This is a genomic window from Haliea alexandrii (genome assembly GCF_003719295.1).
Classification (GTDB): domain Bacteria; phylum Pseudomonadota; class Gammaproteobacteria; order Pseudomonadales; family Halieaceae; genus Haliea; species Haliea alexandrii.
In genome coordinates, this window is record NZ_RFLW01000002.1 from 35,563 (window position 1) to 52,121 (window position 16,559).

The 16,559-nt window shown below is 60.2% G+C and carries 14 protein-coding genes and 1 tRNA gene; 8 read left to right on the plus strand and 7 right to left on the minus strand.

What is annotated here, in order from left to right; translation table 11 throughout:
- Window positions 1–11 precede the first annotated feature (11 nt).
- From EGJ68_RS08410 to EGJ68_RS08420, 3 genes are read right to left on the minus strand one after another with little or no spacing between them, the layout of a single operon-like run.
- Complete coding sequence (locus EGJ68_RS08410) at window positions 12–749, minus strand: SDR family NAD(P)-dependent oxidoreductase (protein ID WP_123034148.1); 738 nt, start codon at window positions 747–749, stop codon at window positions 12–14.
- A complete protein-coding gene (locus tag EGJ68_RS08415; protein ID WP_123034149.1) occupies window positions 739–1,137 on the minus strand; it encodes an HIT family protein in 399 nt (132 codons plus the stop codon). The genes EGJ68_RS08410 and EGJ68_RS08415 overlap by 11 nt, the downstream gene beginning before the upstream one ends.
- Window positions 1,130–2,353, minus strand: coding sequence for an acyl-CoA dehydrogenase family protein (locus EGJ68_RS08420; protein ID WP_123034150.1), 1,224 nt, complete (start codon window positions 2,351–2,353; stop codon window positions 1,130–1,132). Before EGJ68_RS08420 ends, EGJ68_RS08415 begins: the two co-directional genes overlap by 8 nt.
- Before the next feature lie 240 nt (window positions 2,354–2,593).
- Here EGJ68_RS08420 and EGJ68_RS08425 point away from each other — a divergent pair, with 240 nt between their 5' ends.
- From EGJ68_RS08425 to EGJ68_RS08460, 8 genes are all read left to right on the plus strand, one after another.
- The gene (locus EGJ68_RS08425) at window positions 2,594–3,292 is read left to right on the plus strand and encodes a methylamine utilization protein (RefSeq protein ID WP_123034151.1); all 699 of its coding nucleotides are present in this window, start codon (window positions 2,594–2,596) and stop codon (window positions 3,290–3,292) included.
- Window positions 3,282–5,636: a putative bifunctional diguanylate cyclase/phosphodiesterase gene (locus tag EGJ68_RS08430; RefSeq protein ID WP_123034152.1), complete on the plus strand. Its 2,355-nt coding sequence runs from the start codon at window positions 3,282–3,284 to the stop codon at window positions 5,634–5,636. Before EGJ68_RS08425 ends, EGJ68_RS08430 begins: the two co-directional genes overlap by 11 nt.
- Window positions 5,629–6,453: a DUF3034 family protein gene (locus EGJ68_RS08435; RefSeq protein ID WP_123034153.1), complete on the plus strand. Its 825-nt coding sequence runs from the start codon at window positions 5,629–5,631 to the stop codon at window positions 6,451–6,453. Before EGJ68_RS08430 ends, EGJ68_RS08435 begins: the two co-directional genes overlap by 8 nt.
- Before the next feature lie 9 nt (window positions 6,454–6,462).
- A complete protein-coding gene (locus tag EGJ68_RS08440) occupies window positions 6,463–6,891 on the plus strand; it encodes a group I truncated hemoglobin (protein ID WP_158283576.1) in 429 nt (142 codons plus the stop codon).
- A 111-nt stretch (window positions 6,892–7,002) separates the two neighbouring features.
- Window positions 7,003–7,428, plus strand: a complete 426-nt coding sequence (locus EGJ68_RS08445; RefSeq protein ID WP_123034155.1) for a hypothetical protein — start codon at window positions 7,003–7,005, stop codon at window positions 7,426–7,428.
- Window positions 7,429–7,526: 98 nt separating this feature from the next.
- Window positions 7,527–7,937, plus strand: a complete 411-nt coding sequence (locus EGJ68_RS08450) for a hypothetical protein (protein WP_123034156.1) — start codon at window positions 7,527–7,529, stop codon at window positions 7,935–7,937.
- A 1-nt stretch (window position 7,938) separates the two neighbouring features.
- A complete protein-coding gene (locus EGJ68_RS08455; protein ID WP_123034157.1) occupies window positions 7,939–9,636 on the plus strand; it encodes an FAD-binding oxidoreductase in 1,698 nt (565 codons plus the stop codon).
- Between the two features lie 65 nt (window positions 9,637–9,701).
- Window positions 9,702–9,778 (plus strand) — tRNA-Arg (locus EGJ68_RS08460).
- Window positions 9,779–9,951: 173 nt separating this feature from the next.
- On the opposite strand, the gene EGJ68_RS08465 is transcribed toward EGJ68_RS08460, so the two are convergent.
- The 4 genes from EGJ68_RS08465 to EGJ68_RS18105 form a co-directional block, all read right to left on the minus strand.
- Window positions 9,952–11,043 carry an HD-GYP domain-containing protein gene (locus tag EGJ68_RS08465; RefSeq protein ID WP_199227988.1) on the minus strand — a complete coding sequence of 364 codons (1,092 nt, stop codon included), beginning with the start codon at window positions 11,041–11,043 and terminating at the stop codon, window positions 9,952–9,954.
- Window positions 11,040–13,805, minus strand: coding sequence for a hybrid sensor histidine kinase/response regulator (locus EGJ68_RS08470; RefSeq protein WP_158283577.1), 2,766 nt, complete (start codon window positions 13,803–13,805; stop codon window positions 11,040–11,042). The genes EGJ68_RS08465 and EGJ68_RS08470 overlap by 4 nt, the downstream gene beginning before the upstream one ends.
- Before the next feature lie 905 nt (window positions 13,806–14,710).
- Window positions 14,711–15,694 carry an AraC family transcriptional regulator gene (locus EGJ68_RS08480; RefSeq protein ID WP_123034159.1) on the minus strand — a complete coding sequence of 328 codons (984 nt, stop codon included), beginning with the start codon at window positions 15,692–15,694 and terminating at the stop codon, window positions 14,711–14,713.
- A gap of 273 nt (window positions 15,695–15,967) precedes the next feature.
- On the minus strand, window positions 15,968–16,522 hold the full coding sequence (locus EGJ68_RS18105; protein ID WP_158283578.1) for a hypothetical protein: 555 nt from the start codon (window positions 16,520–16,522) through the stop codon (window positions 15,968–15,970).
- Window positions 16,523–16,559: the final 37 nt, after the last annotated feature.

Here is a 16,559-nt window from a genome sequence, read left to right on the forward strand (position 1 = left end):
CCTGGCACGGGTTACCAGTCGATGGGTTTGTTGTCCCAGTCGAGGTAGGCGAGGGTACCGTCGGCGCGGGCCTGGTCCATGGTGCTCAGCAAACGCTGTGCGACGAAGTCGGCGCTGAACAGCTTGTCTGTCGGTACTCGCGCCTGAAACGGCTGTGACAGGGGCGTGTCTGTGGTGCCGGGGTGAAAGGCGATCAGTTTGCTACCCGGCGCGCGCCGCGCCAGCTCCACCGCCGCGGTTTTCAGCAGCATGTTGAGCGCCGCCTTGGAGGCGCGATAACTGTACCACCCGCCCAGCTGGTTGTCGGTAATGCTGCCCACGCGGGCACTGAGTACCGCAATCCGGCAGTCCTGCTTGCGTGCCAGTTTGCCGGCGATGGCCTGCAGCCAAAGCAGTGGTGTGATGGCGTTCGCCTGCAGCACCGTCTGCATCCAGTCGGCATCCAACTGTTCCAGTGACTTCTCCGGTCCGTGCTCGGCATCGTGCAGGATGCCACTGCAGATCACCACGTGCGAAAGCTGCGGCACCTGCGGGGCAATCTGCTCACCGGCGGCCTTGATGGCCGCGGCTGAGCCGTCACAGTGCAGCCAGCGCAAACCGGGCTGCTGCGCGAGCTCGGGCGGCGCTACTGTCGCGCGGCTGATGCCCAGCACGCTGTGAAATTGCTGTTCGTCGAGCAGGTGCCGTATTACCGCGCTGCCGATGCCGCCGCTGGCGCCGATGACCAGTGCCTGATTATTACGGGGCATGCGTCAAGGCCTCCCTGATGGCTGAGATTTCTGTGTCAGACCACGCGCCCGCGGCGGGCAGGTTGCCCCAGACGGGTTGTGGCCAGCAGGGGTCGTCGGGGCGACGCCCGACGATGTGCAGATGCAGTTGCGGCACAAGGTTGCCCAGCGCGCCAAAGTTCACTTTCGGGTAGGCATGCACCTGCTTCAGCCATTGGCCGATGCGCTGACAGTCCTGCATGACCAGAGCCAGGGCGTCGCCGGGCATATCCAGCAGGTCGGTGGCCTCGGTGTCGGGCACGACAATCAGCCAGTGCAGGCTGGCATTGCGTGACAACAGCAGGCGGCCAGAGGCAACTCCCCCGAGGTCGTGACAGTCCGCCTGCAGCTGCGGGTGCAGCTCAGGCATCGACATAGCGCTTGATCACCATTTTCCCCAGTGCCATCTGGTGCACCTGGTCCGGGCCATCGGCCTGTCGGCACCAGCGTGCATAATTGAAGGCGTCTGCCATGCAGTAGTCCTCTGTGAGACCGCCGGCGCCGTGAATCTGCATGCAGCGGTCGATCACGTTCTGCATCAGCAGAGGCACCGTGCTTTTCGCCGCGGCGATGTAGTCGAGCGCGCCCTGTGGGGTCAGCTCATCCATCTTGGCGCAGGTTTTCAGCAACAGCAGACGGCCCATCTCGATCTCGGAAAAACAGCGCGAAAGATCCTCCCGCACCGATTGATGCTGGCTCAGTTTGCGCCCGAAGGTGGTACGGCTTTCGGCACGCGCGCAGGCGAGTTCCAGCGAGCGTTGCGCGGCACCGATCAAGCGCATGCAGTGGTGAATGCGGCCCGGCCCGAGGCGCCCTTGGGCAATTTCAAAGCCGCGCCCCGGGCCGAGCAACATGTTCTCTGCGGGTACCCGTACGTTCTCAAACAGCACCTCGGCGTGGCCCAGCGGCGCATCGTCGTAGCCCAGTGTGGTCAGCGGTCGCACCAGGGTGACACCGGCGGTGTCCCGCGGCACCAGTATCTGGCTTTGCTGCAGGTGACGATTGGGGTTCTCGGGGTCTGACTTGCCCATGACGATGAAAATTTGCGTGCGCTCATACATGGCGCTGGTAATAAACCATTTGCGGCCGTTCAGCACCCAGTCGTCACCGTCCCGCTCAATGCGCAGTTCCACGTTGGTGGCATCGGAGGAGGCGACCTGGGGTTCGGTCATGGCGTAGGAGGAACGTATCTCGCCGGCCAACAGGGGACGCAGCCAGCGCTCCTGCTGCTCCGGGCTGCCGTAGCGCATCAATACTTCCATATTCCCGGTATCCGGCGCATTGCAGTTGAACACCTCTGGTGACCAGAGCACACGACCCATGATTTCCGCCAGGGGGGCGTAGTCGAAGTTACTGAAACCATCGTGATCGCAGAATTCCGCCTCGTGAGGCGAGATAAACAGATTCCAGAGCCCGGCGGCCTTGGCCTTGACCTTCAGTTCATCCATCACGGGCAAGGCGGCAAAGCGTGAAGGGGAGGCATGCAGCTCGGCGGCGTAGCGCTGCTCGTTAGGGTAGATATGTTCGTCCATGAAGGCCTCCAGCTGTTCCTGGTAGGCGTTGGATTGCGCGCTGAAACTGTACATGTGGGTCTCCATGCGATTGGCAAAGCGCTCAAGTGTAGCGCTCCCCCCCGGTTTCGCAACCGTATTTGCCCTCATTGGACCCCGCCGGCACGGCGCGTTCAAGTCAGTGACGGAAGGTCTTGCCCCGGTCGATGGAGTCGGTTTACCGTGGCGCTCGCCAGGCGCGTCAGGCGCGCGTTTGCGCCTGTCGGGGCCAGGTGTTTTCCTGCGTCAGCCCGCGGCTTTGTCCGGGAATGCGTTATGCTTTGGCAGATCAATGTTTTGGGGTTGCGCGGTATGCACGGTCGATTGAAGGTTCTCGGTGGCCTGGCAGCAGGGTTGTCGCTGATGGCGAGTAGCGCCGTTGCAGGAGAACGGCAGGTACGCCTAACCGGCAGTGACGGTAACCCGGTACCGTTTGCGGTGTTGACCGTGCCCGGCGCGGAGGCTGCGCAGCCCGCGCCACAGGCGGGTGCAACGGTAGACCAGCGCGAGCGTCGCTTCGACCCACTGGTGACCACCATTAGCCCCGGTTCCGAGGTAACGTTTCCCAACAGCGATGACACGCGCCATCATGTGTACTCGTTTTCGGCGGGTAACGCGTTTGAACTCAAGCTGTTTCGTGCCAACGACGCGCCGCCCGTCGCGTTCAATACGCCCGGTGTGGTGACATTGGGCTGTAACATCCACGACAGCATGAAGGCCTACCTGTACGTCAGCGAGAACCCGAGTGCGGTGGTGTCCGACGCGCGCGGCGTTGCCAACCTGCGTTGGGGGGGGCGCGCCACTGAGCTAGAGGTATGGCATCCGCAGCTGGCGGCGCCGTTGCGATTTCCACTACCGGAGACCGATGGCGAGCTGGCCCTTGATCTGCCGCTGACCTGGCAGGATCCGCAGGGAAGCAAGACAGATTCCGAGCTCGAAAACATGCTGAAACGTTTCACCCGCGATGCGAGTTAGCTTTCGCAACAAGCTACTGTTGTTTATCGGTGGTCTGCTGGCGGTCACGCTGGCGAGTAGCCTGCTCGCCGTGTTGCGGGCGTCCAATACCGCGGTTGAGACGATCGTGCGGGACGAACTGGAAGTGGTGGAGCGTGTATTTCGCTCACTGCTCGAAGTCGACCGTGAACAGCTGCGCAGTCGCGCCCAGGTGCTGGCAGGCGACTTCGCGTTCAAACGCGCCATCGCCACCGGTGAGCAGGCCACCATGCTCAGCGTGCTGGCGAACCACGGCGAGCGTATCGCGGCGGATTTCGTGGTCATGCTCTCGCGTGATGGCGATATCCTGCTCAGCACGCACGAGCTCGAGCGCCTGCCGGACAGCGCAGCCAGCGCACTGCGCAGTGAACAAGCGAGCGGCACGGCAATACTCGCCCTGTTCAACGAGCAACCCTTCCAGCTGGTGCTGGTGCCGGTGTTTGCACCGGACCTGATGGGATGGGTGGGTCTGGGAACAGCGGTGGACGACTCTATGCTGGAAGACCTGCGGGCCCTCACCAACGCCGAGATTACCCTGCTGGCGCAGAGCGGTACCCAGGCCCGCCGTGTGTTGCACTCCACGCTGCCTCCGGCCCTGAGCGCGGGTCTGCACGCCGGTGCGCACTCCGGGGAGGCCGAAAAGGGCGCAGTCGCCACACGGGCTGATGGCCGCTGGGTGACCCGCGAGGTGCTGTTGCTGGACGAAGAGGGGCAGCGCCTGTCGGCCTTGCTCTCGCAATCATTGCAGCAGGCGCTGCAGAGTTACCGACCTTTGCGTCAGCAAATGATTCTGATTGGGTTGGTTGCCCTGCTGCTCGCGGTTCTCACGGCACTGGTGATAGCGCGCGGTGTAACCCAGCCCATCTACGCGCTGGTGCGCGCTGCCCGGCGCATTGCCGACGGCAACTACACGCACCGCATCGACCTGAAATCCGGGGCGGAATTCGGTACGCTTGCCGATACCCTGAACCTGATGCAGGACACGGTATCCGAGCGTGAGGCGCGCATTCGCTATCAGGCGCAGCACGACACGCTGACGCGTCTGCCCAACCGCATCCACATTACCGGCACCTTCAACAACCGTATGGCGGAGCCAACAGCCGCGGCAAACTATGCAATGGCCCTGCTGGAGCTGGGTAACCTGCGCGAGTTGACCGACCTCTACGGCAGCGACTTCAGTGACCAGGCCCTGCAGGCTGTGGCGGGCCGGGTGACAGACAGCCTGCGCCGGGGTGACATGGCCGCTCGCGTCGCGGACTCGCAGATCCTGCTGTTTTTCGATGCGCTGACCCGCGCCGACGTCGACGTGGTGCTGAGCAAGCTGCGCGCCGATTTTGCCGCGCCGTTGTCGATAGAGGGTATTCCCGTGCGCATCGAGCCGCTGCTGGGATTCGTGTTTGCCCCGCAACACGGGCAGGGCTTTGAGGAGCTACTGCGCCGCGCCCAGATTGCGCTCGGTAACGCGCGCTCAACCAAACATGGCTACTCGTTCTATGAAATCGGCCAGGATGAAAATCACCTGCGCCAGATCACACTGGCACATCGTCTGCAGGCGGCGGTGGAAGCAGAGAGCTTCCGCATGGTCTATCAGCCCAAGTACGATCTTGCGGACCACAGGGTGCTGGAAGTTGAGGCGCTCATGCGCTGGAATGATTCGGAGCTGGGAGAGGTGTACCCGGATGAGTTCATCCCGGTGGCAGAGCAAACCGGCATCATTACAGACATCAGCATGATCGTGCTGCGCCTGGTATTGCGCCAGCTGCAGGACTGGGAGCGCGCGGGGCTCGAAGTGACCGTGTGTATCAATCTGTCGGGGGCGGACATACTGCAGCTCGATTTCGTGCGTCACGCCATCGACCTGTTGGCAAGCGCCGGCCTGGACAGCAGTGCCGTCGTGTTCGAGATTACCGAAACCATGATGATGGCCGATATGGACCTCGCGCTGGCGAACATTCGGGAGTTCGAAAAAGTGGGTATCCGACTGGCCATCGATGACTTCGGTACCGGGTTCTCCTCCCTTGCACAGCTGAAAATACTGCCGGTACAGGAGCTGAAGATCGACAAGAGCCTGGTGCTGCAGCTTGACCAGGACGCGGACGACCAGCAGATCGTGCGCTCGACGATCGAGATGGCACACTACCTGGGGCTCAAGGTGGTCGCGGAGGGTGTGGAGAATATCGCGTCCCTGCGCCTGCTGCAGGCGATGGGTTGCGACGCCGTGCAGGGCTACTACATTGCCCGCCCGATGCCGGCGCCCGAGCTCGCGGCGTGGCTGGACGACCTGCCGCCTCCCGTACTTGCCATCGCGGGTCACTCCCATGCGTAACTGGCAGGCACGCCTCGCTGTACTGGCACTTTTCATGCCCTTGATGGTACAGGCTGACAGTCGGCTGCTGGCCACCGGCGGTGCCAGTAGCATTGAAGGCCAGGCTGGCGGAGGCATTGCCCCCTGGGCCGTGATCAGTGGTTACGGCGACGTTGGCGAGTGGGGCGGTGCCCTGGCGCTGGGCAGGGTGAGTGTGGACGACTTCCAGCTTGATGTGCAGAGCGTCAGCGTAGGCCTGGAGAACACGCTCGAGTTCAGCGTGAGCCGGCAGGACCTTGAGGTGGCACCCTTGGGCCTGAATATCCGTCAGGACGTGTTCGGGGCGAAAGCGCGTCTGGCTGGCGACCTCATTTACGGCGCACTGCCGCAGCTTACCGCGGGCCTGCAGTACAAGCGCAACCGCGACATGGGCGTGCCCCTGGCCTTGGGTGCGGCACGTGACAGTGGCACAGACCTTTACCTTGCGGCGGGCAAACTCTGGCTCAACGGCGTATTGGGTCGCAACGTGTTTGCCAACGGCACACTGCGCTGGACCGCCGCGCACCAGACGGGGCTGCTCGGGTTCGATGAACAGCGCGAACTGGTCGCGGAGGGCAGTGTGGGTGTGTTCCTTAACCGGCATTGGGTGATCGGTGCGGAATACCGGCAGAAGCCCGACCAGCTGCAGAGTGTTACCGAGGATGACTGGGCCGATATGTTTGTCGGCTGGTTTCCCAACAAGCGCTTCGCTGCGGTGCTGGCGTGGACGGAGCTGGGTGATATCGCCGGGCTTGCAAGCCAGAGCGGTTGGTACCTGTCGCTACAGTTGAGTCAATAGGTGTTCGTCATGCCGCGTTTCTTGTATCTCTGGTTGTGGCTCACATTACTGGTGACCGGGTGTACGGGTCAGCCGGAGCGAGGCGACTCGCTGTATGCGCAGCTCGGCGGTGAGGCAGGTGTCGACCGCATCGTTGCCGGTTTGCTTTGGGAGATTGCCGAGGACGCCGAGACGCGCGCGCTGTTTGTCGATACTGACATCAAACGCTTTCGCGACAAGCTCGCGGAGCAGCTGTGTGCCGTCACCGATGGCCCCTGTGTGTACACCGGGGACAGCATGCGGGAAACCCACCGCCATCTGCAGGTTACCTCCGCGCAGTTCAACCGCCTCGTGAGTAGCCTTATTCGCGTTATGGAGCAGGAGCAGATAGCGGTGGGTGCGCAGAACGCCCTGCTGCAGAGACTGGCTGCGATGCACGGTGATATTGTTGCCGAGTGAGCGCAGGCCTCATGCCGCATCGTTGCATAGCTTTACTCTGTAGCGCTAGCTGTGTAGTCTCAAGGGGTCCTGTGCGGACGCGACAACACAACCAAATTAAGGGGTGAGTGTATGAAAATACAAAAAGTAGCGGGTGCCGTACTGGCAACGATGATGGTTTTTGGCCTTTCTGCCTGCAGCAAGGAAGACGCGGAGAGCGTTAGCGAGTCTGCTTCCAACGCCATGAGCACGGTAGCGGACAAAGCTGAAGAGGCGGGTAGCGCAGTAGCTGATGCCACCGGCAATGCCATGGACGCTGCTGGCGATGCCATGGACGACGCTGCAGATGCAACGGGCGATGCAATGGATGACGCCGGCGACGCAATCGACGACGCCATGCACGATGGCGAGCAAATGGGCGAAGACGCCATGCACGAGGCGGGTCAAGCCGCTGAAGACATGCAGCATGAAGCAGGCCAGGCCATGGACGATGCCAAGGAAAAGGCGGGTGAGATGGCAGACGAGGCCGACAAGGCTGTTCAGGACGCCATGAAGTAGCTGTAACGAGAGCGACCCTCTGCGGCGTCGGCCACATATGGTCGGCTCGCGCGGCGGGTTGCTCTGCTTTTCCTGCCTGCGGATGCCCGGAGACGACCATGCTCGTTCGTTCGATTTGTGTATCAAGTGCGCTGTGCATGTTGCTTGCTGCACCCGTATCCTGGGGCGACAAGACCACCGCCGAGAGCGGTTGGCTACAACTGGTTAAAGGCCACCTGGACGCCGAATCCGGCATCAGTGTGGATAGCGTGGAGCCCGGGACTGAGCCCGGCGAGCGCAAGGTCACCCTGATTATTCCCAAAGCCCACGCGGCATTCGAGCCGGGTGCACTGGAAGAGGTGCGAGTGGTTGGCCGCCGTCCTGAGCCGGTCGATATATTGCCCGACTTTCGCTACGAGTGGGTGGCGGACTACGACAACGATAATTACGGCCTCATCATTCACCTGAAAGACGACGGTAGCCTGCCGCTGCGTTTGTATATGGAATCCGCTACCGGCTTCATTCGCTGAGGTGGCAGACGCTTTCGACACCCTTGGCCATCGGCGCGCACTGCGTTTTTGGGGTTGGGGATATGCCGATGAGCATTTGGGCACGGCTGAAGAGGCGCGGCTCGCCGATCTCGTAACCCTGGTGGGCGGAGGCGCTGCGATAGCGCTGCCTCGGTTGAACGATGTGTCGCTTGCGCCATCTCGAGGCTCACCGCCCGATGCCCTGCGCGCTATCTGTTCTGCAACCCCTTATGATCGCATTACCCATGCACTGGGCAAATCCCTCGCTGACAGCCTGCGACTGTTGCAGCGCGCGTTGCCAGCGGCGCCTGACTGGGTGGCCTTTCCACGCGACGAAGCGCAGATAGAAGCGCTGCTCGACTGGGCCGGCAGCGCGCGGGCCGCGGTGATTCCGTTCGGCGGTGGCACCAGTGTTTGCGGCGGTGTGGAAGCGGATGTGTCGGGCGACTACAGCTGTGTGCTGGTGATCGATTTACAGTACCTGAACCGTGTCCTTGAGATTGACCACAGCAGCCGCGCGGCGCTTATCGAGGGCGGCGCGTTGGGTCCTGAGCTGGAAGCGGCACTGAAGCCGGCGGGCCTCACGCTGCGCCATTTCCCCCAAAGCTTCCAGTTTTCCACGCTGGGCGGCTGGGTAGCCACGCGTGCCGGCGGCCATTACGCCACCCAGTACACGCACATCGATGATTTTGTCGAGAGCATACGCATGCTCACACCCAGCGGCGTGCTGGAGACGCGCCGTCTGCCCGGCTCCGGTGCAGGGCCGTCACCCGACCGCCTGCTCATGGGCTCGGAGGGCACGCTGGGCCTGATCACGCGTGCCTGGATGCGTGTGCAGGAGCGGCCACGCTTTCGTGCCTCCGCGAGTGTGCGTTTCCCGGGCATGGCGCAGGCCTGCAGCGCGGTGCGTGCTATCAGCCAGGCCGCCCTGTTCCCCAGCAACTGTCGGCTACTGGACCCCGCGGAAGCGCTGCTCAATGGGGTAGGAGATGGCGTATCTGCCCTGCTGGTGTTGGCGTTCGAGTCAGCCGATCACCCGCTGGACGCCTGGCTGGCGCGGGCGCTGGAGCTGGTGGCGGACCACGGTGGCAGCTGGGACACTGAGGCGGCGCAACGCTCATTGCGGGGTGCGGAAAAGCCCGCGGTGGCTGAACACCGGCAGGGGGCGGCAGGTGCCTGGCGCGACCAGTTTCTGCGCGCACCGTACTACCGCAACTACCTCACGCCGCGCGGAGTGATGGTGGATACCTTTGAAACGGCGATTACCTGGGACCGGTTTGAGGCCTTCTATGCGGGTGTGCGCGATGCGCTGGGCCGTGCGATTCGCGAGGTAACCGGCGTAGACGGTATGGTGACCTGTCGCTTCACTCATGTGTACCCCGATGGCCCGGCGCCGTATTTCAGTTTCTATGCGCACGGCACGGATTGCGGCGACATGCAGGCGATGCTGGGCCGTTGGCAGCATATCAAGCTGGCCGCGAACGCGGCGGTAACGAGCCTGGGGGGCACCGTGACCCACCACCATGCCGTGGGGCGGGACCACAGGCCCGGTGGCTATGACGAGCAGTCACCTCCCTTGTTCCGCGCTGCGTTCGCCGGCGCCCGCGCAGCGCTTGATCCCCAAGGCATGATGAACCCGGGTGTGTTGATCGATACACCGCAGCGCGGTGCTGTCGCGGGTGGCGTGTTGGGCAAGTAAGGGGATTTTTGGCGCCGAAGGGCTTGACGAAGGGGGCTCTGATACCTATAGTACCGCCCCTCAACGCGCCTGTAGCTCAGCTGGATAGAGTACCTGGCTACGAACCAGGCGGTCGCACGTTCGAATCGTGCCAGGCGCGCCAATTTCCTCAAGCAAATCAAGTGGTTAGGGGCTCTACCCAGGTAACGGGGGATGGGCCGATATTCACTAAACCCTGTTCATGATGCCAGCGGAACGCCGCATCGCGCATTCACAATGGGTCAGCAGCCTCAGCCTGTAATTCTCAAAGTTCCTGAATCCATACGCTCGCCGGCTCTAGTCGTCCTTGAAGCGGGCGGCAATGGCGGCAAACTCGTCCTGCACGCGGAGAAACGCGTCAAATACCTCAGGATCGAAATGCGTTCCTCTGCCTTCTGTCATCATGGCGACGGCGGTCTCATGAGAGAAAGCGTCCTTGTAGACCCGTTTGCTGATCAGCGCGTCGTACACGTCGGCCACCGCCATTAACCGTGCTGACAGGGGTATGGCTCTCCCGGCCAGGGCCTGAGGATAGCCCGATCCGTCCCACTTTTCCTGGTGAGATAGTGCGATTTCCTTGGCGCATATGAGGAAATCGACCTCTGTACCCAAGGACTGTTCCGCTCGCACAATGGCCTCGTAGCCGATGGTTGTGTGAGTCTTCATGATCTCGAATTCTTCCGATGTCAGCTTGCCTGGCTTCAGCAGAATAGCATCCGGGATTCCCACCTTGCCGATGTCGTGCAGCGGTGCAGATTTGTAGAGCAGTTCGATGTAGTCGGGGGTTAGCTGCTCTTGGAACGCGTGATGCTTGGCCAGCGTTTCGGCAATGCATTTGACATAGTTTTGGGTACGCAGGATGTGATTGCCGGTCTCGTTATCGCGTGTTTCTGCCATTGACGACATGGCCAATACAGTCACGTCCTGTATCGCACGCAGCTCCCGGGTGCGTCGAGAGACTTCCTCTTCAAGCGATTCCGCACGGTTTCTCAGGATGTCAGTCGCGACTTTCAATGCCAGGTGTGTTTGCAGGCGCGCCAGTAGCAGTGGAGGATTGATTGGCTTGTAGATATAGTCGACAGCACCCAGATGCAGCCCCAGCTCCTCGTCGGCGACTTCGGTTTTGGCAGTGACGAACATGACGGGGATGTTTTCGGTGGCGCGGTCACTCTTTAGGCGTTTGATCACCTCGTAGCCGTCCATTTCCGGCATCATCACGTCGAGGAGTATGACATCCGGTCTTTGGCCTGCACTGATCAGTTCGAACGCCCTTGGGCCGCTGTTTGCAATAATGACTCGATAGCGGTCTCGCAGGAGTTCAGAGAACAGGGCTAAATTCTGCGGCGTGTCGTCGACAACCATGATGGCCGCCTTGTCCGTATCGATCACGTTGTCGCTCCCTGCGTTCTTGCTTTTCTGCTGTTTGTCATATTGGTTCCAAGATAAGGTGCGATGAACGCATGCGCGGCGGCGAAATCATAGGTGTTCACGGCTTGACGCAGGGCGCGATGGGGGGGGCCAAGCAGCTTTTGCAACGAGGCTTCCTGTTGAGCGAGGCAGTCGATAGCGGCGGGGTCGCCTGCTGCCAGCAAGCGGGCCAGCTCGTTTATCATCGCGAGCGCTTCCTCCTCCAGTTGGATGTTCAAGGTCTGCGGGCGCGCGGTTGCGGCTTTTGTCTCTGCAGCCACAGTGTCCGGACGCGTGTTGGCCATCCACTGAAGCAGGGTTTGCTTCAGTAGCGACAAATCAAAGGGTTTGCCGATGAAGTCTACCATGCCCGCCTGCAGGCAGCGCTCCCGATCATGTGCGGACGCCATGGCGGTCAGGGCAATGATGGGGAGTTCCGATTGCCCCGGCAGCGCCGCCAGCTGCTCCGCGCAGGCCACGCCATCCATGTCGGGCAGATCAATGTCCATCAGCACGCACTCGAAGGGCAGTTTGCTGTTGCGGACTGCAGCGAGAGCCTGCTCACCATCGTTTGCAGTGACAACCTCAAGGCCCAAACGGGTTAGCACTGCCTCGGCAACCATTCTGTTTAGCTCATTGTCCTCTACCAGCAGCAGTCGCTTGTTCTCAAGCCCGCTCGCGGGTGAGAGTTCTTGAGTATCGGCCACCGCACTGGCTGCCGAGAGCGAAGCCGGTTCCTGCAGGGATTCAAGCAGTGCACGCAGTCTGGAGGGGCTCACAGGCTTGCTGAGGATGTCTGCAAAATCTGCAGGGTCCGAATCTTCCAGCACTTCGCTCCGGCTGTAGGCGCTGACGCAAATGAATACCGGATGCTGCGGTATATCTAAAGCAGCAACCTGACGGGAGACCTCAGCACCGTTCATGTTGGGCATATTCCAGTCGGTAAATACGAGCTCATAGGGCTTGCCGAGATTTGCCTGCGCCGTGATGGCGGCGATGGCTTCTGCGCCGTTGTCGCAGCTATCCACCTCCAGATGACACTGTGCAAGCATCCTCGACAGCACTTTGCTTGCGGTGCCGTTGTCGTCTACCACCAGCGCGCGCTTGCCGTAGAGGCTTTTCGGCGGCATTGCCTCTGCGGAATTCTCTGCGACGCACTTGAGCCTGGCCGAAAACCAGAATGTTGATCCCTGGCCGTAGCGGCTGCTTACGCCGACTTCGCCACCCATCATCTCCGCGAGATTTTTCACGATACTGAGACCGAGCCCTGAGCCCCCATACTGCCGGTTGGTGCTTCGCTGACCTTGTTCGAAGGGTGCGAACAGGTGCGAGGCCTGCTCGTCGGTCAGCCCGATACCGGTATCCGTTACGGAGAATTGCAGCGATTTGTACTCAACGCCGGCATCTTTGCAGCTGACCTTTACCAGCACATGCCCGCGACGAGTGAACTTGACAGCATTGCTGATGTAATTCAGAAGCGCCTGGCTCAGCCGTTGCTGGTCGCCGATGAAGGTCTTGCCGGCGCTGCAGTCGAGATCGAAAACAAGCTCAAGCTGTTTCGACAGAACACGGTCCTGCATTAGCAACGCAACATCATCCAGCAGCTTTTCCAGATCAAAGGCGTCTTCGTCGAGGGTCATTTTGCCAGCTTCGATCTTGCTGAAATCCAGAATTTCATTGATGACATGTAGCAGGTGCTCGCCGGACAGCTGGATATTGTCAACCTGACTGCGTTGCTTGGGCGAGAGCTCTGTACTGCTGATGAGGTGAGCCAGCCCCATAATGGAATTCATGGGTGTACGAATTTCATGACTCATGTTGGCGAGGAAAACAGACTTCGCCCTGTTGGCTGTGTCGGCCTCGCGCCTGGCTGCGAGCAGCTCGATGGTTTGCTCGTCGACGAGACGATGCAGGTCGTCCCTGTGACGAGCGATCTCGGTCTTGAGTCGTTCATCTTCGGTTATGTCGACACCGGCTCCCCGGTAACCTTCAAACTCGCCGGTGGGCGCAAAGATCGGCTTACCGTGAATTTCGTGCCAACGCGTGCCGGTTTCGCTGGAAAATGAATAGCGGAGGATAAAGGGCCTGTGCTGCGCGAGGTCTTCGAGCGTGATTTCCCAGGGCTTGCTGGGAGTGATCTCATCGATGAGCCACGGACAGACCCGATCCAGGGGCAGCGTACTGCCAAGGTTTCCGGGCTTCATGGTATTCAACAGGAAGCGGGAATTGGCATCCATCTCCCAAAACCAGTCGTTGGACAGTGTTGCAATGTCCTCAAAGCGCTCGAAAAGACTTTCTCTCGCGGATTCAGCCAAAATCCAGGGTCTGAAAACGAGACGATTGAGCAGTGCCATCAGGCTCAGCGTCAACGCTGCGCCGAGGGTTAATACCGCGATCATCAAAGGAAGACGGTCACGCAAGGATCGAGAAACCACAAAGCGCACAGGCCCCAGGCCCTCTGCAGTGGCGGTGGACTCTACACTCACAACCGGTGGCCGAAGATCCCCTCGCAATACGACGACCTGCTGCGATTCCAGTGCAGCGTGGATCTGAGTGCCCGCAACGGAGATGTCGGTCGCCAGTGTCCGCAGCACCTCCAGTTTGGATTCCAGGTCGATGGGCGGATCCTCCGACCACAGGCGCTCACTCATGTTGGTAAGTACCTTGGCTTCGGAGGCGAGGGTGGAGTTGAGGTAGGCGAACTGCCGCAAGGTGAAAATGCTGGGTGGAGCGAGGCAGATCAACAAAATGCCACAACCCACGACTATCCTGATGCGGCGAAAAAAGCGTTGCCTGGATAGGGTGGCCAGTGCGCCACTGTCAGGTGCCTGGGCAAAATGTGTAGCGCCATTGCTCAAGGTTGGGTCAAGTCAGTCCGCGGGCAGGTGTGTAGTGGGGTAGGGCGGCACAAGTGTGCCGTGTGACGCGTGTAGAGGGAATGCCGGTGGGTAACTTTTTGTAACGGATGTGGCCGGGCGAACCTATGGGAGTCAGGTTTTGGGTAATATCGGCGTTTACCTGGCGCGCAGTCAGGGACTGAATCTGGAACTGCTCGACATTGAGCGTGTTGAGGTACTCAGAGGGCCCTCGCGGTGCGGTCAATTTTGTCACCCGCCTGCCTGAGTCGGGGGAGTGGGCGTTCCGATGATGTCGCGCGTAAGCCCGTAGACCATGGGTTACCCCCCCCCCCAGATGATCAGCACGCCACCGTGATTGCAATCGAGGTAGCGGACATTAGAGCCGTGGTGCCCCCAGAACTGGTAGAGCAGATTGATACTGATCATGGTGGTGATCATCCCCACAACAAAGCCCAGTACGGGCAACCAGAGCGCGCGATCACCGTCAGGTTCAGAGGAGCGGCGAGCAACGTCAGGTCGTCGCTCATGACTTGCTGAACCGTCATTGGCAGGTCAGACATCGACAGTAACGTCACTCGCTAGGGGCTGGGCAGGCCAGAACACTAACGCTGCTGGCGGCGACGGAGAAGCCCTCATCAGGGACGGCAGTGTCAGTCGCCATTCCACCGAGATCGTTTGAAAGCGATCGTGAGAGCACTGATATGCTGTGGTGCGCCAGTAAAGCTGCAATTCACAGCAAACTTTTGACCTGATCAGCTTTGAGAGTAGTGGGCAGCTCGCGGACTGGGTCGCTACCGTTTGGATTGCGCATCATCTCGCGCAGCCTGCGGCGTCGTTCCCGTCCAGTCTCGAAACGCTGGATAGAGCGAGTTCGGATCGTCATAGCCAATCAGGAAAGCGATTTCGGCAGTCGTCATTTGTGTATGAGCAAGGTAATACTTAGCGAGCTTAGCGCGGGTGGCGTCTAAAACTTCACGATAGGTCACCCCCTCTGCGTTCAAATGGCGCTGGACGGTTCTAGCGCTGGCACCTAAAGCCGTCGCCACCTCGGCAAGTTCGCTTCGACCGCTTGGGAGGAGTTCAACGAGCGCCGCCTGCACACGCTCCCTCATCGACGCTGACGCACCGCAATCAGCAAGTCGCTTTTCCAGAACTGGCTCTAAGAACTCCCACATAGCTGCGTCGGTCGTCACAATGGGGCATTGCACGTCCTCATGATTAAAGACAACCCTGTAATTCGGGCCGCGCGTCACAGGCACTCCAAAGTAGGTCGAAAAGGCAGTCGATCTCGCCAGGTCAATGGGTGCCTCAACGCGCATTGGAATGATTGGTCGGCGCGTCAGGTGACGCGCCAGACTTACCCACACCACGAGCTCTGCAACACCCCACAGCCGTGGTGGTATCTGCAAGCCGTTGACGTGACAGGTGGCAGCGAAACCGGCATCGCTCTCAATAATCAAGCGGCAGGGACCCATCAGCGGTTTATAGCGTTGAAACCTTCTCATAGCTTGCTCGAAGTTTTCAGAGCACATGGCCGCGAACAGCGCTGGGTCAAACATATCCAGCGTGACATTTTTACCTATCTGTAAAGCGAGGTCGGGCTGGTTAACTTCGGCCTCAAACGCGTCCCAGAGTGAAGCCCATGCGGTGACATCAATCAACACGGGATCATCCGCGAAAATCCCGACGGGCAACCCGGCCTTTCGCGCCAAAACCTCTGCAGATATATCAAATGCAGGCAAAATCACATGCCAGTAGCGCTCAATTCGAAACATTGAATTGCCCCTTTGATGATCTGATCCCTGTGTGTTGCTCCCTATAGTACCCGCTAATGCCAATCAGAGCCGCAAGATCACCGGCGCGGCTGCGTAAGGTGGGTACAGGGTATCCATCCCGTGATGCCAGCATCCTCCAGCAGCTCTTGTCGGCTGGAACAGGGGGCATGTCACCTGATGGGCACCCATTGTCCATGGAGTCAGGCTTTGACGCCCCGCTTCCTCCACAGAATCCCGTAGCGTTGGATAGGGGGTATTGAGCCGAATAAGGAGTTACGCCTTGAGTTTGCGCAGCCCCAGAAGCCCTAAAAGAGAACCGAGGGCCATTAGTCCGTAGAAGGGCAGCGTTGGAACTGGAGTAGCGGGGTTAGCTGAGGAAGTTGTGCCGGGAGTAAACGTCAGAGTGGTCGCTGTTTCATTGAGATTGGCAATGGAAGAGCCGACTGGAAAAATGTAGTTCAGGCCGTCTTCACTTTCACAGTCAAAATTCAGTTGTTCTTGAAAATCGGGTGACAGATCGGCGGTAGCGAGAGAGCAATCTGCCAACGTGAATGTGATAGTGCTACCAGGGACAAAACCGTCTGCAAAAACATTGCCACCCGAGATGGTCATAGTAAGTGAGAGGATAGCTCCCGTTCCACTAACGCCAGTTGAGCCGACACTGCTTCCGACGGGAACAGTCTCATCATCCCATGTAAAGCTGCCTGTACCACTCTCACCATTGTCACCCGTAATAGCGAAGCTGTGCTGCTGGATAGCAGCTGACACCGCACCCGAGGTAAGTACAGCGACAAGCGCGAAACTGAGGCTACATGAAGCTTTTTTCATAAAGTTTTTTCCCTAGAAAATATTCCAGCCGAGGAAG